General features: G+C 44.5%; 13 protein-coding genes. 4 read left to right on the forward strand and 9 right to left on the reverse strand.

What is annotated here, in order from left to right:
- Window positions 1-27: 27 nt before the first annotated feature.
- The gene (glgB, locus tag OZ660_RS11965; protein ID WP_274741059.1) at window positions 28-2214 is read right to left on the reverse strand and encodes a 1,4-alpha-glucan branching protein GlgB; all 2187 of its coding nucleotides are present in this window, start codon (window positions 2212-2214) and stop codon (window positions 28-30) included.
- A gap of 127 nt (window positions 2215-2341) precedes the next feature.
- Entirely contained in the window at window positions 2342-4543 is a 2202-nt protein-coding gene (malQ, locus tag OZ660_RS11970; protein WP_274741060.1) for a 4-alpha-glucanotransferase, read from the reverse strand.
- A 235-nt stretch (window positions 4544-4778) separates the two neighbouring features.
- Here malQ and gap point away from each other — a divergent pair, with 235 nt between their 5' ends.
- Entirely contained in the window at window positions 4779-5774 is a 996-nt protein-coding gene (gap, locus tag OZ660_RS11975; protein ID WP_274741061.1) for a type I glyceraldehyde-3-phosphate dehydrogenase, read from the forward strand.
- A 214-nt stretch (window positions 5775-5988) separates the two neighbouring features.
- Window positions 5989-6840 carry a D-hexose-6-phosphate mutarotase gene (locus tag OZ660_RS11980; protein WP_202261794.1) on the forward strand — a complete coding sequence of 284 codons (852 nt, stop codon included), beginning with the start codon at window positions 5989-5991 and terminating at the stop codon, window positions 6838-6840.
- A 78-nt stretch (window positions 6841-6918) separates the two neighbouring features.
- Here the strand turns inward: OZ660_RS11980 and OZ660_RS11985 are convergent, their stop codons facing one another.
- Genes OZ660_RS11985 through zwf form a run of 5 tightly spaced genes read right to left on the reverse strand, consistent with a single transcriptional unit; the run spans window position 6919 to window position 12543 of the window.
- Window positions 6919-7563: a bifunctional 4-hydroxy-2-oxoglutarate aldolase/2-dehydro-3-deoxy-phosphogluconate aldolase gene (locus OZ660_RS11985; protein WP_159626052.1), complete on the reverse strand. Its 645-nt coding sequence runs from the start codon at window positions 7561-7563 to the stop codon at window positions 6919-6921.
- A 3-nt stretch (window positions 7564-7566) separates the two neighbouring features.
- The gene (locus OZ660_RS11990; RefSeq protein WP_274741062.1) at window positions 7567-8520 is read right to left on the reverse strand and encodes a glucokinase; all 954 of its coding nucleotides are present in this window, start codon (window positions 8518-8520) and stop codon (window positions 7567-7569) included.
- A complete protein-coding gene (gene edd / locus OZ660_RS11995; RefSeq protein WP_226432648.1) occupies window positions 8520-10346 on the reverse strand; it encodes a phosphogluconate dehydratase in 1827 nt (608 codons plus the stop codon). Before edd ends, OZ660_RS11990 begins: the two co-directional genes overlap by 1 nt.
- A 9-nt stretch (window positions 10347-10355) precedes the next feature.
- The gene (gene pgl, locus OZ660_RS12000) at window positions 10356-11048 is read right to left on the reverse strand and encodes a 6-phosphogluconolactonase (RefSeq protein WP_202261796.1); all 693 of its coding nucleotides are present in this window, start codon (window positions 11046-11048) and stop codon (window positions 10356-10358) included.
- A gap of 1 nt (window position 11049) precedes the next feature.
- Window positions 11050-12543: a glucose-6-phosphate dehydrogenase gene (zwf, locus tag OZ660_RS12005; RefSeq protein WP_226432647.1), complete on the reverse strand. Its 1494-nt coding sequence runs from the start codon at window positions 12541-12543 to the stop codon at window positions 11050-11052.
- Between the two features lie 284 nt (window positions 12544-12827).
- Between zwf and OZ660_RS12010 the strand changes: the two genes are divergently transcribed.
- Both OZ660_RS12010 and pyk read left to right on the forward strand, forming a co-directional pair.
- Window positions 12828-13679 (forward strand): MurR/RpiR family transcriptional regulator, encoded by an 852-nt coding sequence (locus OZ660_RS12010; RefSeq protein WP_159626062.1) that lies wholly within the window; start codon window positions 12828-12830, stop codon window positions 13677-13679.
- A 315-nt stretch (window positions 13680-13994) separates the two neighbouring features.
- Complete coding sequence (gene pyk, locus OZ660_RS12015; protein ID WP_202261798.1) at window positions 13995-15431, forward strand: pyruvate kinase; 1437 nt, start codon at window positions 13995-13997, stop codon at window positions 15429-15431.
- 77 nt (window positions 15432-15508) lie between these two features.
- Here pyk and OZ660_RS12020 read toward each other — a convergent pair whose 3' ends face one another.
- Together OZ660_RS12020 and OZ660_RS12025 are read right to left on the reverse strand one after the other, a co-directional pair.
- Window positions 15509-15886: a hypothetical protein gene (locus tag OZ660_RS12020; protein WP_202261799.1), complete on the reverse strand. Its 378-nt coding sequence runs from the start codon at window positions 15884-15886 to the stop codon at window positions 15509-15511.
- 269 nt (window positions 15887-16155) lie between these two features.
- On the reverse strand, window positions 16156-16755 hold the full coding sequence (locus OZ660_RS12025) for a BON domain-containing protein (RefSeq protein ID WP_226432645.1): 600 nt from the start codon (window positions 16753-16755) through the stop codon (window positions 16156-16158).
- Between the last annotated feature and the right edge of the window lie 183 nt (window positions 16756-16938).

Genomic DNA, 16938 nt, shown 5'->3' on the forward strand with positions numbered 1-16938 from the left:
CTCTTAAACTATGTGATTGTGTGAAATTTATTGAGCGTCTGTGACATAAAACACAGTAGAAAGCGGCGGCAAATTAATCTCTACTGAATGCTGTCTTTCGTTCCACGGTGTTGGTGTCGATGTTACGTGTTCCACAACCGCGTAACCGCTCCCCCAATAAGCACTATCATCAGTATTAAGTGCTAACGTCAAACGGCAAGCATCATCCACGCCAATTCTAAAATTGTTGCGTGGCACCGGCGTGAAATTCGATACTACGTATACCTTTTGACGGCCGTTTTTCGCAGAGCGGACAAAAGAGACTACGCTCTGCTCTGCATTATTGTGATCAATCCACGCAAACCCTGCAGGATTATGGTCCTGTTCATATAGCGCTGGAGTATTTTTGTAGAGATGATTTAGCGCTCTGTAAAGTGCTTGTATTCCCGCGTGCTTATCAAAGTCAAGTAAGTGCCAATCTAAACTCGCATCATGATTCCATTCGCGTGATTGTCCAAGCTCATTGCCCATGAAATTGAGTTTTTTACCTGGATGACCGAACATGAAGCCTGCGTAGCAGCGAAGGTTTGCGGCTTGTTGCCACTCGTCACCAGGCATTTTACGCAACATACTCCCCTTTCCATGAACGACTTCATCGTGAGAAATGGGCAGCACAAAATTTTCGTCAAAGGCATACACCATGCTGAACGTAATGTCGCCATGATGATAGTTGCGATAAGCAGGGTCTTTGGCGATATAGTGAAGGGAGTCGTGCATCCACCCCATATTCCATTTGAAACCGAACCCTAACCCACCGTCGAATACAGGACGGGATACTTTAGGAAAAGAAGTGGACTCTTCCGCAATGGTCATTGCATCAGGGAAATGCTTGTACACTTCTTCATTCATCCACTTAAGTAAACTAATCGCTTCGTAGTTTTCGTTGCCGCCATCTACATTCGGGATCCACTCGCCGTCATTACGTGAATAATCCAGATATAGCATTGAAGCGACTGCGTCGACACGCAAACCATCTACGTGGAATTTATCCAACCAATACAGCGCATTAGCGACTAGAAATTGACGGACGGTGTCTTTTCCAAAGTCGTAAATACACGAGTTCCAATCGGGATGCCATCCCTTGCGAGGATCTTCATACTCATAAACACACGAACCATCAAAGCGAGCAAGACCGTGACCATCTTCTGGAAAATGCGCAGGCACCCAATCTATGATAACGCCGATACCGGCTTGGTGACATCGGTCAACAAAGTACTTAAATTCGTCTGGATTACCGAAGCGACTTGTAGGTGCAAACATACCCACGGGTTGGTAGCCCCAAGAACCGTCAAAAGGGAACTCAGAAATAGGGAGTAATTCTAAATGGGTATATCCCATATCACTGACATAACCAATGAGATCGTCAGCGAGTTCGCGATAAGAGAGATAGCGCGCGTCACTGTCATCACCAGGACGCTTCCACGACCCCAAATGCACTTCATAAACACTCATTGGCGTTTCGTACTTATTAACGCTACGCTTTGACATCCAAGTGCTGTCACCCCACTCATAATTGTTGTGGTTGTACACTTTTGACGCGTGTGAGGGATACTGCTCAGCGCTAAACCCTAACGGGTCAGCTTTGTGCGGTAGGTCATGGCCCCTCGCATCCTTAATTTGGTATTTATACCGCTCACCTTCAGCTAGCTCTGGAACACATAAAACCCAGTAACCCATTGAGGTTTTTTCCATTGGGTGTAAGCGCCCGTCCCAGCCATTAAAGTCACCAATAACAGATACCGATGAGGCATTTGGCGCAAACACACAAAATCTGACACCGGCTACCGTGGTGCCCTGTTCGTCACCAAGCGAGATTAGCTGTGCACCAGCTTGTTGATACAAGTTTGCGGGACTAGCATCGATATAATGAACAGCATGAAAGGCATTGTCAGTAAATTGATAAGGATCGACATAATCGAATTGCGCGTTGTCACTGTCGACAAAAACGCGATACAGGGCCTTCGCTTGTAGCTGTGAAATACGCCCTTCGTAAAGACCACCACCGTTAGATTGCAGAGTAACGTCTGCTAGCGCTGCACTTTCCCACTTGACTGTCACCGACTTTGCGTCTGGACGATAAACGCGAAGTAAGTACTCTCCTTTGTCTTCTAAAACACCTAGTTGAGAAAACGGCTGTGAACATAATGCCTGTTCTAACTGCTGCGCTAATTGCATTCGCTACTCCTATTAAAAACCCGCACTAAAGCGGGTTTGTTTTAGTAAAGCGTCAATAGTGACGCTTTATCTTACTCGATTAAGAAGTCTTTCGTCACTCCTTAATTTTTACCGGCCTTAAGACGCGCTACTTGTTGCCGCTCGCCTGCTTTCTAGCGTGTGTAAGCTTAGATGCCAAATCGTTAATGTCATCTCTGTTGAACATCGATTCGATGTTTTCAGTAAGCTTTCTGCGCCAGTTAGGATACTCATCGAACGTACCTGGAATATTTACAGGCTTATCCATCTCAAGCCAATCTTCAAGTTGTAAACTCAACAGCGCACTTGAACCTCCCGCCATGTGAACTTGCATTCCGTTATTAAGCTCTCGGTTCATGCCGGTGTAATTCACATCGCGACCTACATGTTCTGCTACAGAACCGTGTCCATGAAGCGTGTCAAGAATGGCTTGTTTGTTTTCATGTCGATCTGCGTAAAGTGTCTGCAAAATTTCTTCTGTTGGATAAAGCCCAATTTCTTTGCCTAACTCTAAGTCTAGGCAATGCCAATACCCAATTAATGTCGGCATGTCATGCGTGGTCAATGTAGACATTGATTGTACTGGGTAATGACTTGGCGAGAAGAAACCGCCATCTTCCGCTTGTTCGAAAAAGAATACACGGTAAGAGTAAACACCGTTTTCAGCCAGCTTACTACGAATCTCTTCTGGTACTGTTCCGAGGTCTTCTCCAATGACTAAACTTTCATTGCGCACGCTTTCAAGCGCCAAAATTCCCAGAAGATCGTCTACCGGATAATAAACATAGCCACCGTCTTTAGCGTTGTCGCCCTTCACAACCCACCACAAGCGCAAAAGTGCCATTACGTGATCGATACGAAGTGATCCGGACGATGCCATATTTGAAGCAAAGAGGTCGATAATGGGTTGATAGCCTTGCTCGTAAAGCTTGCGAGGGTCCATCGGAGGTAGGCCCCAATTTTGACCTAGAGGGCCAAGAATATCAGGCGGTGCACCAACACTTGCATCTGTACAATACAAATCTTTATTGCCCCAAATTTCAGCGCTGCCTTCGCTTACCCCTACCGCAAGGTCGCGGTACAGACCAATAGTCATGCCAGCTTCAGAAGCCTTGTTGCTAGCAGCCTCGAGCTGCTGTGCAGCAATCCATTGCAAGAACAAATAAAATTTAACGTCTTGCTCGTTGGCCTTCTTGAATTTAGCAACCGCTGGGTTGTGGTAGTCTTTGTATTCTTTTGGAAATACTGGCCAACCCCAACTTTCTTTGCCTTCTGCTTTTAGGTGAGACTGCAGCGCGTCGTACACTGCCAACATGTCTAGGCTCTCGCCACCTGCTTCAACAAACGCTTTAAACGCTTTGTTTTGCTTTGTGTTTTTGCGTAGATATTTGGCATCATAAACATCGAATACTGCTTTAAGTGCAGCAAGTTTTAATTGAGCAACGGCTTCGTAGTCAACATGCTCAACATTTCGAGCATGGGCAAGCGTTGCGTTAAAGTCATCGCCTGTCACGACATCCTGCACCGATTTATCGTCATAACCTTCAACTGCGGTTACATCGATATACAAATAGTTTAACCAGCGGCGTGAACTTGGACCATAAGGTGAGCAGGCATTTGGGTTAGCAGGATACAATGCATGGATGGGATTAAGGCCAATAAAGTCTGCACCAACGCTTGCTGCTTTTTCGATAAGCAATGCTAAGTCAGAAAAATCACCAATACCCCAATTTTTCTCACTACGCACACAATAAAGCTGAACGCTAAGGCCCCAAATTTTTTTGCCGTCTTTAATTTCTTGTGGGGTGTAACACGCTTGTGGTGCACGAATTATGCGTGATGTCCCTAACTGGTCATCTTCAGCCATCAACACAACATCGTGGTAACCGAGTGGTAAATCCAAAGGCAGGGTTACAACGTATTCATGAAACTCTACGTCGTCTATGTGTGCCATTGTCGTCATTTCTTGGTCAACCGGCGTAAAACGATGTTCAAGTACATCACCGTTTTCACAAGTCACAACAAGCACATGTTCGTCATTAACTAATTCAATTGGAAGTCGAACTGCAAGGTTAATGTCTTCGTGAGTACGAACGACTTGAACAGGATTAAGCACAGAAAGCCAGACTGATTGAATGTCTTTGGCAATTTGAGACTGAATTTGTTCGTCACTTGAGGTGTCATAACCTAATACGTTAAGCAACTTAGCTTTGCTTGATTCTGCGATGGTTGCAGGTTTACCCCATGCGTCAACATATTGGGTTTCGATTCCCCGCATTTCAACCAGTTGCTGCAGAAGTTGTTGTGTCATTGTGTGTCATTCCTGTTATTCGGTGAAAAACGCATCAAAGAGAAAGCATAGTGCGTCTACAAACAATTTTTTAACATTATTCTAGAAACAAGGCTTTGGCGAAATCTGAATACGATTGCAAAAGCCATTGTTCGTAATTTTGCAACACTTTAGCTTTTTATTTTGCTAATTATGGCATTTTGATCCATACTTTACGTAATTTATTTTCATTTTATTTAAATAATCGGGGTACGTTATGACAATTCGCATCGGTATCAATGGTTTTGGCCGTATTGGACGTTTAGTAATGCGCGCAGCAGCAGAGCGTCAGGACATTGAAGTTGTAGCTATTAACGACTTACTAGACACGGACTACATTGCTTATCTATTGAAGTACGACTCGACACACGGATTATTCAACGGTGATGTAACCGTAGACAACAATAACCTTGTTGTAAATGGCAAGACTATCCGCATTACGTCTGAAAGAGACCCAGCAGCACTAAAATGGGACGAAGTGAACGTAGATGTAGTTGTTGAATCTACAGGTTTGTTCCTTACCAAAGAATCGGCTGCTAAGCATATTGAAGCAGGTGCCAAGAAAGTTGTTATGTCAGCACCTTCTAAAGACGACACCCCAATGTTTGTTATGGGTGTTAACCAAGATAGCTACGCTGGCGAAACAATTGTTTCTAATGCGTCGTGCACAACGAACTGTCTTGCACCACTGGCAAAAGTATTGAATGACAAATTTGGTATTGTTGATGGCCTAATGACAACAGTGCACGCTACAACAGCAACGCAAAAAACCGTTGATGGTCCATCAATGAAAGATTGGCGCGGCGGTCGCGGTGCAGGTCAAAACATCATTCCTTCTTCAACAGGTGCAGCGAAAGCTGTTGGCAAAGTAATTCCAGCGCTTAATGGTAAATTAACGGGTATGGCATTCCGCGTACCTACGCCTAATGTTTCAGTGGTAGACCTAACGGTTAACCTTGCAACACCGACAAGCTACGAAGATATCTGTGCGGCGATGAAGGCAGCGTCTGAAGGCGAACTAAAGGGCATTATGGGTTACACCGAAGATGCGGTAGTTTCTAATGACTTTATTGGTGACGCTCGCACATCGGTATTCGACGCAACAGCTGGTATCGCGCTAACTGATACTTTTGTTAAATTAGTATCGTGGTACGACAACGAATGGGGTTATTCAAACAAGGTATTAGACCTAGTTGCCCATATTTCTAAATAAAAAGTATCATTTAGAACAAATATTTAATTAACTTGTTGTAAAGTTGAGTTAATCTAAAAGGTGTAAGCAATAAGCTTGCACCTTTTTTGTTTTCCGAGCGCTAAATACTTATTAGTTTTCTATAATATAAAGTAACGCTAGCGCCTTTTGTTTCCGTGACAATCACTTGTGCTCTGTCACTTCGTTTTTAAAAACGTTTGTCCAAGGAGGGTTTATGCCGCCCGTTAATTCAGTGAACGTTAGTGAGTCTAACGGACTGACTTTTTTAGATATTGAAAATAGTAACGCTGTAGCCCGAATTAGTTTATTTGGCGGTCATGTGCTGTCGTATGTACCTAAAAAGGACAACAAAGAACGTTTATGGGTGAGCCCTCACGCTTACTTGAATGGAGAGCGCCCGATTCGCGGCGGTATTCCTGTTTGCTGGCCATGGTTTAGCGACGACCACGGTAGAGAAAAAGGCGCCCTGCCCGCTCACGGTTTCTTGCGTACACAAGTATGGAAATTAATTGATTCTAGAGATACTGAATCAGGTACTGAAATTACACTTTCTCCAAGTTTTTCACGTGCAGAAGGCTTTGAATATGACTGTGCGGTACAACTTGTTATACAGGTTGGTGACACCCTAAGCGTCTCTTTGGAAACTCAGAACACAGGTGTAGTGCCCTTTGACTACAACTGTGCACTGCATACTTATTTCCATGTTGACCACATTCAGGACACTCAGTTAACAGGTATGCATGGAGAATTTAAAGATAAGTTGGATGATTGGGGGCTTAAACCTACGCCCTCGCCCTATCTAATTACAGGGGAAACAGATCGTATCCATGTAGAGGCGATTGAGAATGCAACGATTGAAGTGAGCAATCAAGCATTTACGTCGGTAAATTCTCAAGGTAATGACTCTGTCGTGGTATGGAATCCATGGCAAGGCGCAGCCTCTATCTCAGATATGGATCCATTTGGTTACAAGCATATGCTATGCGTAGAATCGGCGATTACAAAAGGAAAAACGCTTGCCCCTGGTGAGCGCCACGCGCTGACGCAAGTTATCGTTCCCCTCTAAGCAAATCCACTCTTTTTATAGGAATAAAAAAACCTGCCAAATGGCAGGTTTTTTATTTGAAAATCAGTACACCTGATATTACTTAGCAGCGCCAGCAACCGCTTCTTTTGCCAATTGCGTTATACGTGCCCAATCACCCGCTTCAATGGCATCATCTGGTGCTAACCACGAACCGCCCACACACTTAACGTTATTTAGTGCTAAGTAGTCGTTGTAGTTGTTTGGACCAATTCCACCCGTTGGGCAGAATGTCACATCAGGGAAAGGACCGCTGATTGACTTTATGGCTTTCACACCACCTGACGCTTCTGCTGGGAAGAATTTCATATGTGTGTAGCCTGCATCTTTGCCTTTCATTAGATCAGACGTAGATGAAATACCTGGAATAAGCGGAATTTCAGCATCCATACCCGCTTTCAATAAGTCAGCTGTCATACCAGGGCTGATTGCAAACTTCGCTCCTGCTTCTACGACTGCTTTCAACTGCTGAGCATTGGTTACCGTACCTGCTCCGATAAGTGAATCTGGCACCTCTTGTGCAATGCGTTTAATCACATCTATTGCAGCAGGCGTACGCAGTGTCACTTCCAGTACTTTAATTCCACCTTCCATTAGCGCTTTTGCCAAAGGTACAGCTTTTTCAACATCGTTGATAACCAATACAGGTACCACAGGACCGGCTGCAAAAATTTCCTCTGGTGAGTATTTCCATTTCGTTGTCATAATTTAGCTCGCTGTATTTTGGTTCAGATAAGCAGCAGCACCAAGAAGACCATGGTCAGGCTCTGCTATCAAATAGGTAGGAATGTCTTTGACGTAATGTTTCATTTGCCCTTTTGCTTCAAAACGTGCTCTAAAGTCACTGTTTTGGATAAACTCAGGGAAACGATTTGCGATACCGCCACCAATAAAGATGCCGCCCGTTGTCGCCATGTTCAACGCCAGATTACCCGCAAAACTACCCATAATGCGGCAAAATTGGGTCAATGTGGCTTCAGCTAATTTACAGCTTCCCGACAATGCCGCTTCAGTGATTTGCGCAGGCTCGGTGAACGTCACCGGCTCACCGGCATGTTTAGCGAGTGCAGTATAGATATTATGTAGGCCTCGCCCAGACATAACTTCTTCAGCAGAAGCTCGACCAAACGTTGTCTGTAGATGGCGCCAAACAATGATGTCGGTCTCATCAACAGGGGCAAAGTCCACATGACCGCCCTCACCGTCTAAGGTTTGCCAACCTGACGTTGTCATTGTGATATGTTCAACGCCAAGCCCTGTACCTGGGCCAAATACCGCAATATTACCGTTAGGTTTTGCGTTACCCTCACCAATTTGGACAACTTGCTCGTCACCAAGCACAGGCAATGAGTGCGCCACTGCAGTAAAATCATTGATGACATACAGCGCGTTCAACTTTAATTGAGAACGAAGCGCGTTTTGTGAAAAAGCCCAACTGTGGTTGGTCATTTCTACCTGATCGCCAAGTACCGGGCACGCGATAGCAATACACCCTTCGGTAAAAGCATATTCGGGCATATCAGCAAAATACTGTGCTATTGCCAAATCGATACTGGCAAAGTCATTACACATGTATTTTTTAATATCAGCCACACCAGATTCGGTCACGCGCGCTAGACGTATGTTAGTCCCGCCTACATCTGCGACAAACTTCTGCCCCATTATGCTTGCTCCTGTGTGTAGAACAGTGAACATGCACCTTCTTCTGCACCCGTTAGCATCGCGCGCATTCCTGCAAACATTTCACGTCCCATACCGACATGATGCTTTGCAAGATTCGCAGGTTGCGCTTCACGTGCCGCTAATGTCGCATCATCAACATGTAGTGTTAATTCGCCAGTCACGGTGTTTAATTCGATTAGGTCGCCGTCGTGTACTTTTGCAAGCAAACCGCCTTTGTAAGCTTCTGGCGTAACATGAATTGCAGCTGGTACTTTACCCGATGCACCAGACATTCTGCCGTCTGTCACCAATGCAACTTTAAAGCCGCGGTCTTGAAGTACACCAAGAGGCGGTGTCAGTCGGTGTAGCTCAGGCATACCAATGGCAGAAGGCCCTTGGAAGCGAACTACTACGATACAATCTTTATCGAGTGCACCAGATTTAAATGCTTCGTCAAGTTCAAACTGGTCTTCAAATACAACTGCAGGCGCTTTGAGGGTACAGTGAGGCGTACGAAGTGCAGATGTCTTAATTACGCCACGCCCTAAATTACCGTCAAGAACGCTCAAACCACCGTCTGGTTTAAATGGCGCTTCCACGGTTGCCAATACTTCTTTGTCTAATGATTCAGTAGGACCATCACGCCACTCAAGCTCGCCATCAATAAGCACTGGCTCTTTGGTATAGAAGTCTAAGCCTTCACCACAAATGGTTTTCACATCGTTGTGCAGTAGACCGGCATCAAGTAGTTGTCTAATTAAGAGAGACATACCGCCTGCGGCAACGAAGTGGTTGATATCAGCAGACCCGTTGGGGTAAATGCGCGTAAGTAGTGGCACTGCGTTTGAAATGTCTGAAAAATCATCCCAGTTCACGATATAACCAGCAGCACGAGCAACGGCAATCAAGTGCATAGTGTGGTTTGTTGAACCACCTGTAGCTAATAAGCCTACGAGTCCGTTTACAATCGCCTTCGCGTCTACAATGTGGCCAATTGGCGTGTAATTATCACCCAAATCAGTTAAGCGTGTTGCTTGCACTGCAGCGGCTTTTGTTAATGCATCACGTAATGGCGTGCCTGGGTTTACAAACGACGAGCCAGGTAGGTGTAAGCCCATCATTTCTACCACTAACTGGTTAGAGTTAGCTGTACCGTAGAACGTACAGGTTCCCGCTGAATGATAAGATTGCGACTCAGCTTCTAGCAATGCGTCGCGACCTACTTTGCCTTCAGCAAACTGCTGACGTACGCGTGCCTTCTCTTTGTTCGGCAAACCAGAAGGCATTGGGCCTGCTGGAACGAAAACTGTTGGAAGGTGGCCAAATGTCAAAGAACCAATTAGTAGCCCGGGTACGATTTTGTCACAGATACCCAACATCAACGCGCTATCAAACATGTTATGAGACAACGCAATAGCTGCGCCCTGCGCAATGTTATCGCGGCTCATCAGGCTTAAATCCATACCTGATTGACCTTGCGTTACGCCATCACACATTGCCGGAACACCACCAGCGAACTGTGCCACACTACCAACTTCTTTCACCGCTTCTTTGATAAGCGCTGGATAAGTTTCATAAGGCTGGTGAGCTGAAAGCATGTCGTTATATGCAGAAACAATCGCCACGTTGGCTTTTGTCATAGAGCGAAGATCTGCTTTTTCACTTGTACCACAGGCAGCAAAGCCGTGGGCTAAGTTACCGCATGACAATGCGCCACGGTGCGGACCTTGACGTCGTGCATGTTCAATTTTCTCTAGGTACGCCTTACGGGTTTCTTTGCTACGCTCGATAATTCGTTGCGTAACTTCAGCAATTTTGGGGTTCATAATCGTCTCCTATGGCGCCCACATCAAAGTTACCGGTGCTCTATTCACAACGGCAGTGATGGGCTTTTGCGCTTCGGTGGCATTTTCAATAGCGTCTAGCAAAACATGCTTCTTCTTTTCACCAGTAAGGTGCAAAAAGATATTACGGCTATTGAGCAACGCTGGTAGCGTCAATGAAATACGTTGGTGAGGTGCTGTTGTAGGTTGAACAGCAATGCACGTTCTGCCGCTGTCCATATTTAAGCCGTCTAGCACTTGCTCTGAGCATGGAAAAAGTGACGCCGTGTGGCCATCTTCACCCATTCCTAGAATTAACGCATCGAAAGGCTGAGACATTGCTTCAAGGTTTTTCTCTGCAATGCTCACACCGTCTTTTGCATCTTCTGCTTCGCTTTTTAACTCGATAAAACGAGCTGCCGCGGCTTTATTTTGAATTAAGTTCTGCTTTACTAAGCTGGTATTACTCGCCTCATGGCTTTCTTCAACCCAGCGCTCGTCAGCTAATGTAATATCAACTTTATCCCACTCTAGGTCGGTTTCGCTGAGTTGCTTGAATAACGCCAATGGAGTACGTCCACCACTGACCACAAGTGAAGCGCGACCACGGGTTTTAATGCCCGTTTTAAGGATACTTACTAAGTCTTCTGCAAACGCATTGGTCAGCGCATCAGGAGTTTCAAATGAAAGTGTTGTTAACGCCATCTTATTTCTTCTTCGCTGTTTTGCTTTCATACCAGCTACGGTTTTCACGCGCTAGTAAACCAATTGAATCTACAGGTCCCCATGTACCAGCTTGATACGGCTCTGGTGGCTCACTTGATTGCTTCCACGCTTCAAGAATAGAGTCTACCCACGTCCACGCCTGTTCAATTTCATCGCGGCGAACGAATAGCGCTTGGTTACCCAACATGACTTCTAGTAATAGCTTTTCATAGGCATCAGGGATTCGCTCGTCTGCAAATGCCTCAGAGAAACTCAAGTTAAGCTTAGATTTTTGCAAATCCATAGAACCTGAACTTGTAAGACCCGGTACTTTGTTCATTACCGTGATTTCAACGCCCTCATCAGGCTGTAAGCGGATTACTAGCTTATTAGGTGGAAGGTTCTTGAAGCTGTCGCCAAACAAGTTGTGAGGTTGACGCTTAAAGTAAATAACAACCTCACTGACCTTTGTTGGCATGCGCTTACCTGTACGAAGGTAGAATGGCACACCAGCCCAACGCCAGTTGTCAATCTCAGCCTTGATAGCCACAAACGTTTCCGTTCTGCTTTGTGTATTAGCGCCCTCTTCTTCAAGGTAACCAGGCACTTCTTCACCTTTAACAAATCCCGATGTGTACTGACCGCGCACGGTACTATCGTTGATGTTGAATGAGTTAATAGGACGCAGCGCTTTAAGTACTTTCAGTTTTTCATCGCGAATGCTGTCAGCGTCAAGTGTTGTCGGCGGCTCCATTGCAACCAAGCTAAGGATTTGTAACAAGTGGTTTTGCACCATATCGCGCATTTGACCTGCGTCATCAAAATAACCCCAGCGCCCTTCAATACCAACCGATTCAGCAACTGAAATTTGAACGTGATCGATACAATTATGATCCCAGTTCGTCGCAAAAATTGAGTTCGCAAAACGCAGTGAAACCAGGTTAAGTACGGTTTCTTTGCCAAGGTAGTGGTCAATTCGATAAATTTGTTTTTCGTCGAAGTATTCAGCAACTTGCTCATTAATCACTTTCGACGATGCCAAATCGTGTCCGATTGGCTTTTCAAGCACTACACGCACGCTTGAGTCGATAATCTTGCAGCTGTGCAAACCACGACAAATATCACCGTAAATCGCCGGTGGTGTAGCAAGGTAACACACCATGGTGCGCGTAGGGTCAACATGGTCATCAAGAACGCAATAGCTCTCTACGTCTTTCATATCAACACAAGCATAATGTAAACGCGCTTTCATGCGTGCCCATGTTTCTTCACATAAGTTCTTTTCACCAAATTTAATAAGGTTTGTGTGAACTTCTTCAACGTACTCGTCTAAAGACATTTCCTGACGCGCAACACCCACAATAGTGGTGTCTGGATGCATCAGGTTTGCTTTTTCAAGCTGATATAATGAAGGCAATAACTTGCGTCGTGAAAGATCACCCAATGTACCGAAAAGTACAAAATCACAGGGTTCGTAGGAATTATCCAATACCATATTCGTCGACCTTTTAAATGTATGTGTCCGCGGCGTATTGTACAGTTATTTACAACACTAACGACTATTTTTACCGTATAGTTAACACCAAATGTAGTAAAATTACAACTTGAACCAACTACAGGATCTGAATCTTTGTTGTTTCCCTCAGTTTACCCTGATTTAACCTCGCCAAAACAATAAAAAATGTCAAAAAATTACATTTTTCTTGTCACAGTCGTCACATTGGGTACTATTACAGATGTACCTTACAACAACTTGCGTTATTTAATTGCTATATCTGTATGAACATTTTAGAAAAAATTACACAAAATAAAGCGGCGTTTAGCAAATCTGAGAAAAAGGTGGCAGAGGTTATTCTTGCGAACCCTCAAACAGCCATTCATTCGAGTATAGCAACACTTGCTAAAATGTCGGATGTAAGTGAGCCAACGGTTAACCGCTTCTGCAGAAGACTAGACACCAAAGGCTTCCCCGATTTCAAATTACATTTAGCGCAAAGCCTTGCCAATGGTACGCCATACGTTAATCGCCATGTTGACGAGAACGATAGCCCAGACGAATACACCAATAAAATTTTTGAATCTACTATGGCGTCACTTGAGGTTGCGCGACAGTCTGTCGATGTCAATGTCGTCAATCGCGTGGTAGATTTGCTTACACAAGCACAGAAGATCTCATTTTTCGGACTCGGCGCATCAGCGTCGGTCGCTCACGATGCACTAAATAAATTCTTCCGTTTTAACGTACCCGTTGTTTATTTTGAAGACATCTTGATGCAACGCATGAGTTGTATGAATTGCTCAGATGGTGACGTTGTAGTGCTTATAAGCCACACCGGTCGCACAAAGAGCTTGGTAGAGATTGCACAAATAGCGCGAATGAATGACGCTACTGTCGTTGGAATAACATCGGCAGATAGCCCGTTGGCACAAGAGTGCAGTTACGTTTTATCGCTTGAAGTACCTGAAGATACCGACATGTACATGCCAATGGCATCGCGTATTGCACAGCTTACGCTTATAGACGTGTTAGCTACTGGCTTTACACTGCGCCGCGGAAACAAATTCAGAGAAAACCTGAAGCGCGTTAAAGATACCCTTCGCGGTTCTCGGTATGAGAAACGCAACGACTAACAGCTGCAACAGGGCAAGCGAGTAAATTTCATCATTCGCTTGCCTTCACTTGATAGTTTGACCCCGGTACCAGAAAACCGCGTTTGTTATTAAGCAACCACACCTTACTTAGTCTATTATTTGTTCACAATGTAAGTTAAAGCCGCTTAACTGGTCGAGCCAGTTATGACTTTTTCTTTCTTTCATTCACATTTTTGTCAAATTCAACTACTATTCTGTAATAAAATTACGTAAAGCGATTACAGGTGACTATTTTAATAATATTCACCTAACACTCTTTGTCATTTCTAACTACAGAAACAGCGACGGAATCTCATGACTAGAAGAACGAAAATTCTTGCCACCTTAGGTCCAGCAACCGACTCATTAGAAAAAATTCAAGCACTGATTGCCGCAGGCGCAAATACAGTACGAATGAATTTTTCTCACGGTCAAGCAGAAGACCATATTGAACGCGCTAAACGCGTTCGTCAGGCGGCCAAAAACTTAGGCAAATACGTTGCAATTTTAGGCGATCTTCAAGGCCCTAAAATTCGCGTTGCACGTTTTGCACAAGGTTCTGTTCATCTAGAGATTGGCGCTAAATTCGTTTTGGATGCAGAGCTTGGACGTGACGAAGGTAACGACCAGCAAGTGGGTATCGACTACAAAGCTCTGCCAGACGACGTTTCTGCGGGTGATATCTTATTGCTAGACGACGGCCGTATTCAGCTTAAAGTGACTGGTGTAGAAGGTCGTAAAGTCATCACCGAAGTAACTGTAGGTGGTAAGCTATCAAACAATAAAGGCATCAACCGCCAAGGTGGTGGCCTTTCTGCCGATGCGTTGACTGAAAAAGACAAAGAAGATATCAAAACAGCCGCTAAGATTGGCGTAGATTACCTTGCCGTATCGTTTCCACGCAGCGGCGCAGATCTAAATTATGCTCGCGAACTGGCTGAAGCAGCAGGTTGCTACGCAAAAATTTGTGCCAAAGTAGAACGCGCTGAAACCGTTGCAACTGACGAAGCTATGACAGATATCATTAGTGCATCGGATGCCGTAATGGTTGCTCGTGGTGATTTAGGGGTTGAAATTGGCGATGCCGAGCTTGTAGGTGTACAGAAGAAGCTTATCGCGCGCTCTCGTCAGCTTAACAAAGTGGTCATTACCGCAACGCAAATGATGGAGTCGATGATTGATAGCCCAATGCCAACGCGCGCAGAGGTTATGGATGTAGCTAACGCAGTGCTTGACGGTACCGATGCGGTGATGTTGTCTGCTGAAACAGCCGCGGGTAACTACCCTATTGAAACGGTTGCGGCTATGGCGCGCGTTTGTGAAGGTGCAGAAACACATCCAAGTGTTAAAATTTCAAAGCACCGCATGGACGAACAATTCTCGTCTACCAGTGAGTCAATTGCACTTTCAGCAGTTTACGCGGCAAACCACCTGCCAAGTGTTAAGGCAATTGTTGGTTTGACGGAAAGCGGAAGCACGCCAACGCTGATGTCACGCATCACGACATCGTTGCCAATAATTGCAATGTCACGTCACGAAACAACACTAAATACGATGGCGCTTTGCCGCGGCGTCAAGCCGGTTTACTTTGACTCATCACAAAGTGAGCCAGGTCGCTTGAAGTATGACGTTATTGCTTCACTTAAAGAGAAAGGCTTAGTGAAAAGCGGTGACAGCATTATTTTGACCTACGGTGACGAGATGGAAAAAGTAGGTGCAACCAATACGCTTAAAATTGTCGATGTAGAGTAAGACTAATAATTTAAAGAATGGCATAGAGCGCTAAAAGAATAAAAGCGAAGCCTGACGTCAGGCTTCGCTTTTTTTATTTAGATTGAAGATACAGAATACGATTCTGCATCGTTTTGAACACTAACCGCATATTGGGTTAAATGATGCGACAAAATGTTTTCAGCGCGTTCAATCAAATCTTTGCGCTCATGGTCCCACCCACGCAAGTCAGCTTGTTTTGCTTGTGCAATGTAATGGTCCATACGCATCTTGCGTAGCAAATGAGACTTTCTACTTAAATCGAATTTAACTTGCGAATACGTGCCTTCTATTTTCACAATATCTGGATGAAGCTCACGCTCTTGATCATCCGCTGTCGCTTGACTCACAAAAGTACTACCGTTACTCGCCATTCCAACGATAACTACAAAAAAAGATACAACCAATCCCGAAACAACCCAGCGTAAAATATTCATGCCACTCTCCTTGAAGCGTCTAGTTAATGATAGATTGCAGTTATCGAGCCAACAATAAAATCCATATAAAACAATGATATATGCAATTTTAGCTATTTATTGATAATGAAGGTTGGGAATTTTGTACACAGCGCTTTGAATATTTCACGCTACGACAAAACAAAGATGTGTTTGTCGAGCAGAGTTTGGGAAATGAGGTTGAAAACAAGTTGTCGATTAAAACAAAAAAGGGGCTCGAGGCCCCTTTTTCTATCAGTGATTAAACGCAATTAGTTCATTGCTGTTTCAGTCACCACACGTAAGTTATCTTCGACATCTTTTACATCAGATGCATTTTTTGCAATCTCAATCGCAAGGTCACGCTCAGCATCAGAATCGACATCGCCCGTTAGGGTTACATTGCCGTTTTCTACATCGACATCAATGTCAAAACCAGAGATATCCGTATCCATGAGAAGGCGAGTTTTAATTACGGTAGCGATTTTCGCGTCAGTTAACTCACTCGTACCTTCGTCGTACGTCTCTTCCATGTCTTCTGACATATCAGAATCCATGTCAGCTTTTGCAACAACCGTTAGTTTGTTGTCTACCGACTTTACGCCATCGATGTTAGACACTAGCTCTTCAGCCAGCTTCTTCTCAACAGAGTTATCCACCTTACCAGTAAGAACAACATTGCCGTTTGAAACATCGGTGTTAATATCGAATGAATCTAGGTTGCCATTGAACAACAGCGTAGCTTCAGCTTTGCCATCAATCCATGCGTCTTTGGCGCCCTTTTCCCACTTGTTGTCAGAGTTCATATCACCTGCATAAGCTGCAGTAGTCAACGATGTAGCAACAATCATAGAAAGTAGTGTGCGTTTCATAACATTTCTCCTTTGTCGAAACTCAAATGGGGTAATGCCAAAATAATGCCAACGGCATAACGTACTGATTTAAGTATAAAATATTAAAAACTTCACACTACAAGCAATGTTTAAGATGAAAAGTTTGCTTGCTTTGCAGCAATTTTTACTCGCCAAAGAATAATAATTCTTATTTAGCACATC

Origin of the sequence: Alteromonas sp. 009811495, from assembly GCF_028865455.1 — a bacterium.
Taxonomy (GTDB): domain Bacteria; phylum Pseudomonadota; class Gammaproteobacteria; order Enterobacterales; family Alteromonadaceae; genus Alteromonas.

Excerpts from the sequence above, each read along its gene's own strand:
- OZ660_RS12010 (WP_159626062.1), top strand. The coding sequence starts at position 12,828 with ATGAACATTTTAGAAAAAATTACACAAAATAAAGCGGCGTTTAGCAAA.
- edd (WP_226432648.1), bottom strand. The coding sequence starts at position 10,346 with ATGAACCCCAAAATTGCTGAAGTTACGCAACGAATTATCGAGCGTAGC.
- OZ660_RS11985 (WP_159626052.1), bottom strand. The coding sequence starts at position 7,563 with ATGACAACGAAATGGAAATACTCACCAGAGGAAATTTTTGCAGCCGGT.
- malQ (WP_274741060.1), bottom strand. The coding sequence starts at position 4,543 with ATGACACAACAACTTCTGCAGCAACTGGTTGAAATGCGGGGAATCGAA.
- pgl (WP_202261796.1), bottom strand. The coding sequence starts at position 11,048 with ATGGCGTTAACAACACTTTCATTTGAAACTCCTGATGCGCTGACCAAT.
- OZ660_RS12020 (WP_202261799.1), bottom strand. The coding sequence starts at position 15,886 with ATGAATATTTTACGCTGGGTTGTTTCGGGATTGGTTGTATCTTTTTTT.
- gap (WP_274741061.1), top strand. The coding sequence starts at position 4,779 with ATGACAATTCGCATCGGTATCAATGGTTTTGGCCGTATTGGACGTTTA.
- OZ660_RS11990 (WP_274741062.1), bottom strand. The coding sequence starts at position 8,520 with ATGGGGCAGAAGTTTGTCGCAGATGTAGGCGGGACTAACATACGTCTA.
- pyk (WP_202261798.1), top strand. The coding sequence starts at position 13,995 with ATGACTAGAAGAACGAAAATTCTTGCCACCTTAGGTCCAGCAACCGAC.
- zwf (WP_226432647.1), bottom strand. The coding sequence starts at position 12,543 with ATGGTATTGGATAATTCCTACGAACCCTGTGATTTTGTACTTTTCGGT.
- OZ660_RS12025 (WP_226432645.1), bottom strand. The coding sequence starts at position 16,755 with ATGAAACGCACACTACTTTCTATGATTGTTGCTACATCGTTGACTACT.
- OZ660_RS11980 (WP_202261794.1), top strand. The coding sequence starts at position 5,989 with ATGCCGCCCGTTAATTCAGTGAACGTTAGTGAGTCTAACGGACTGACT.
- glgB (WP_274741059.1), bottom strand. The coding sequence starts at position 2,214 with ATGCAATTAGCGCAGCAGTTAGAACAGGCATTATGTTCACAGCCGTTT.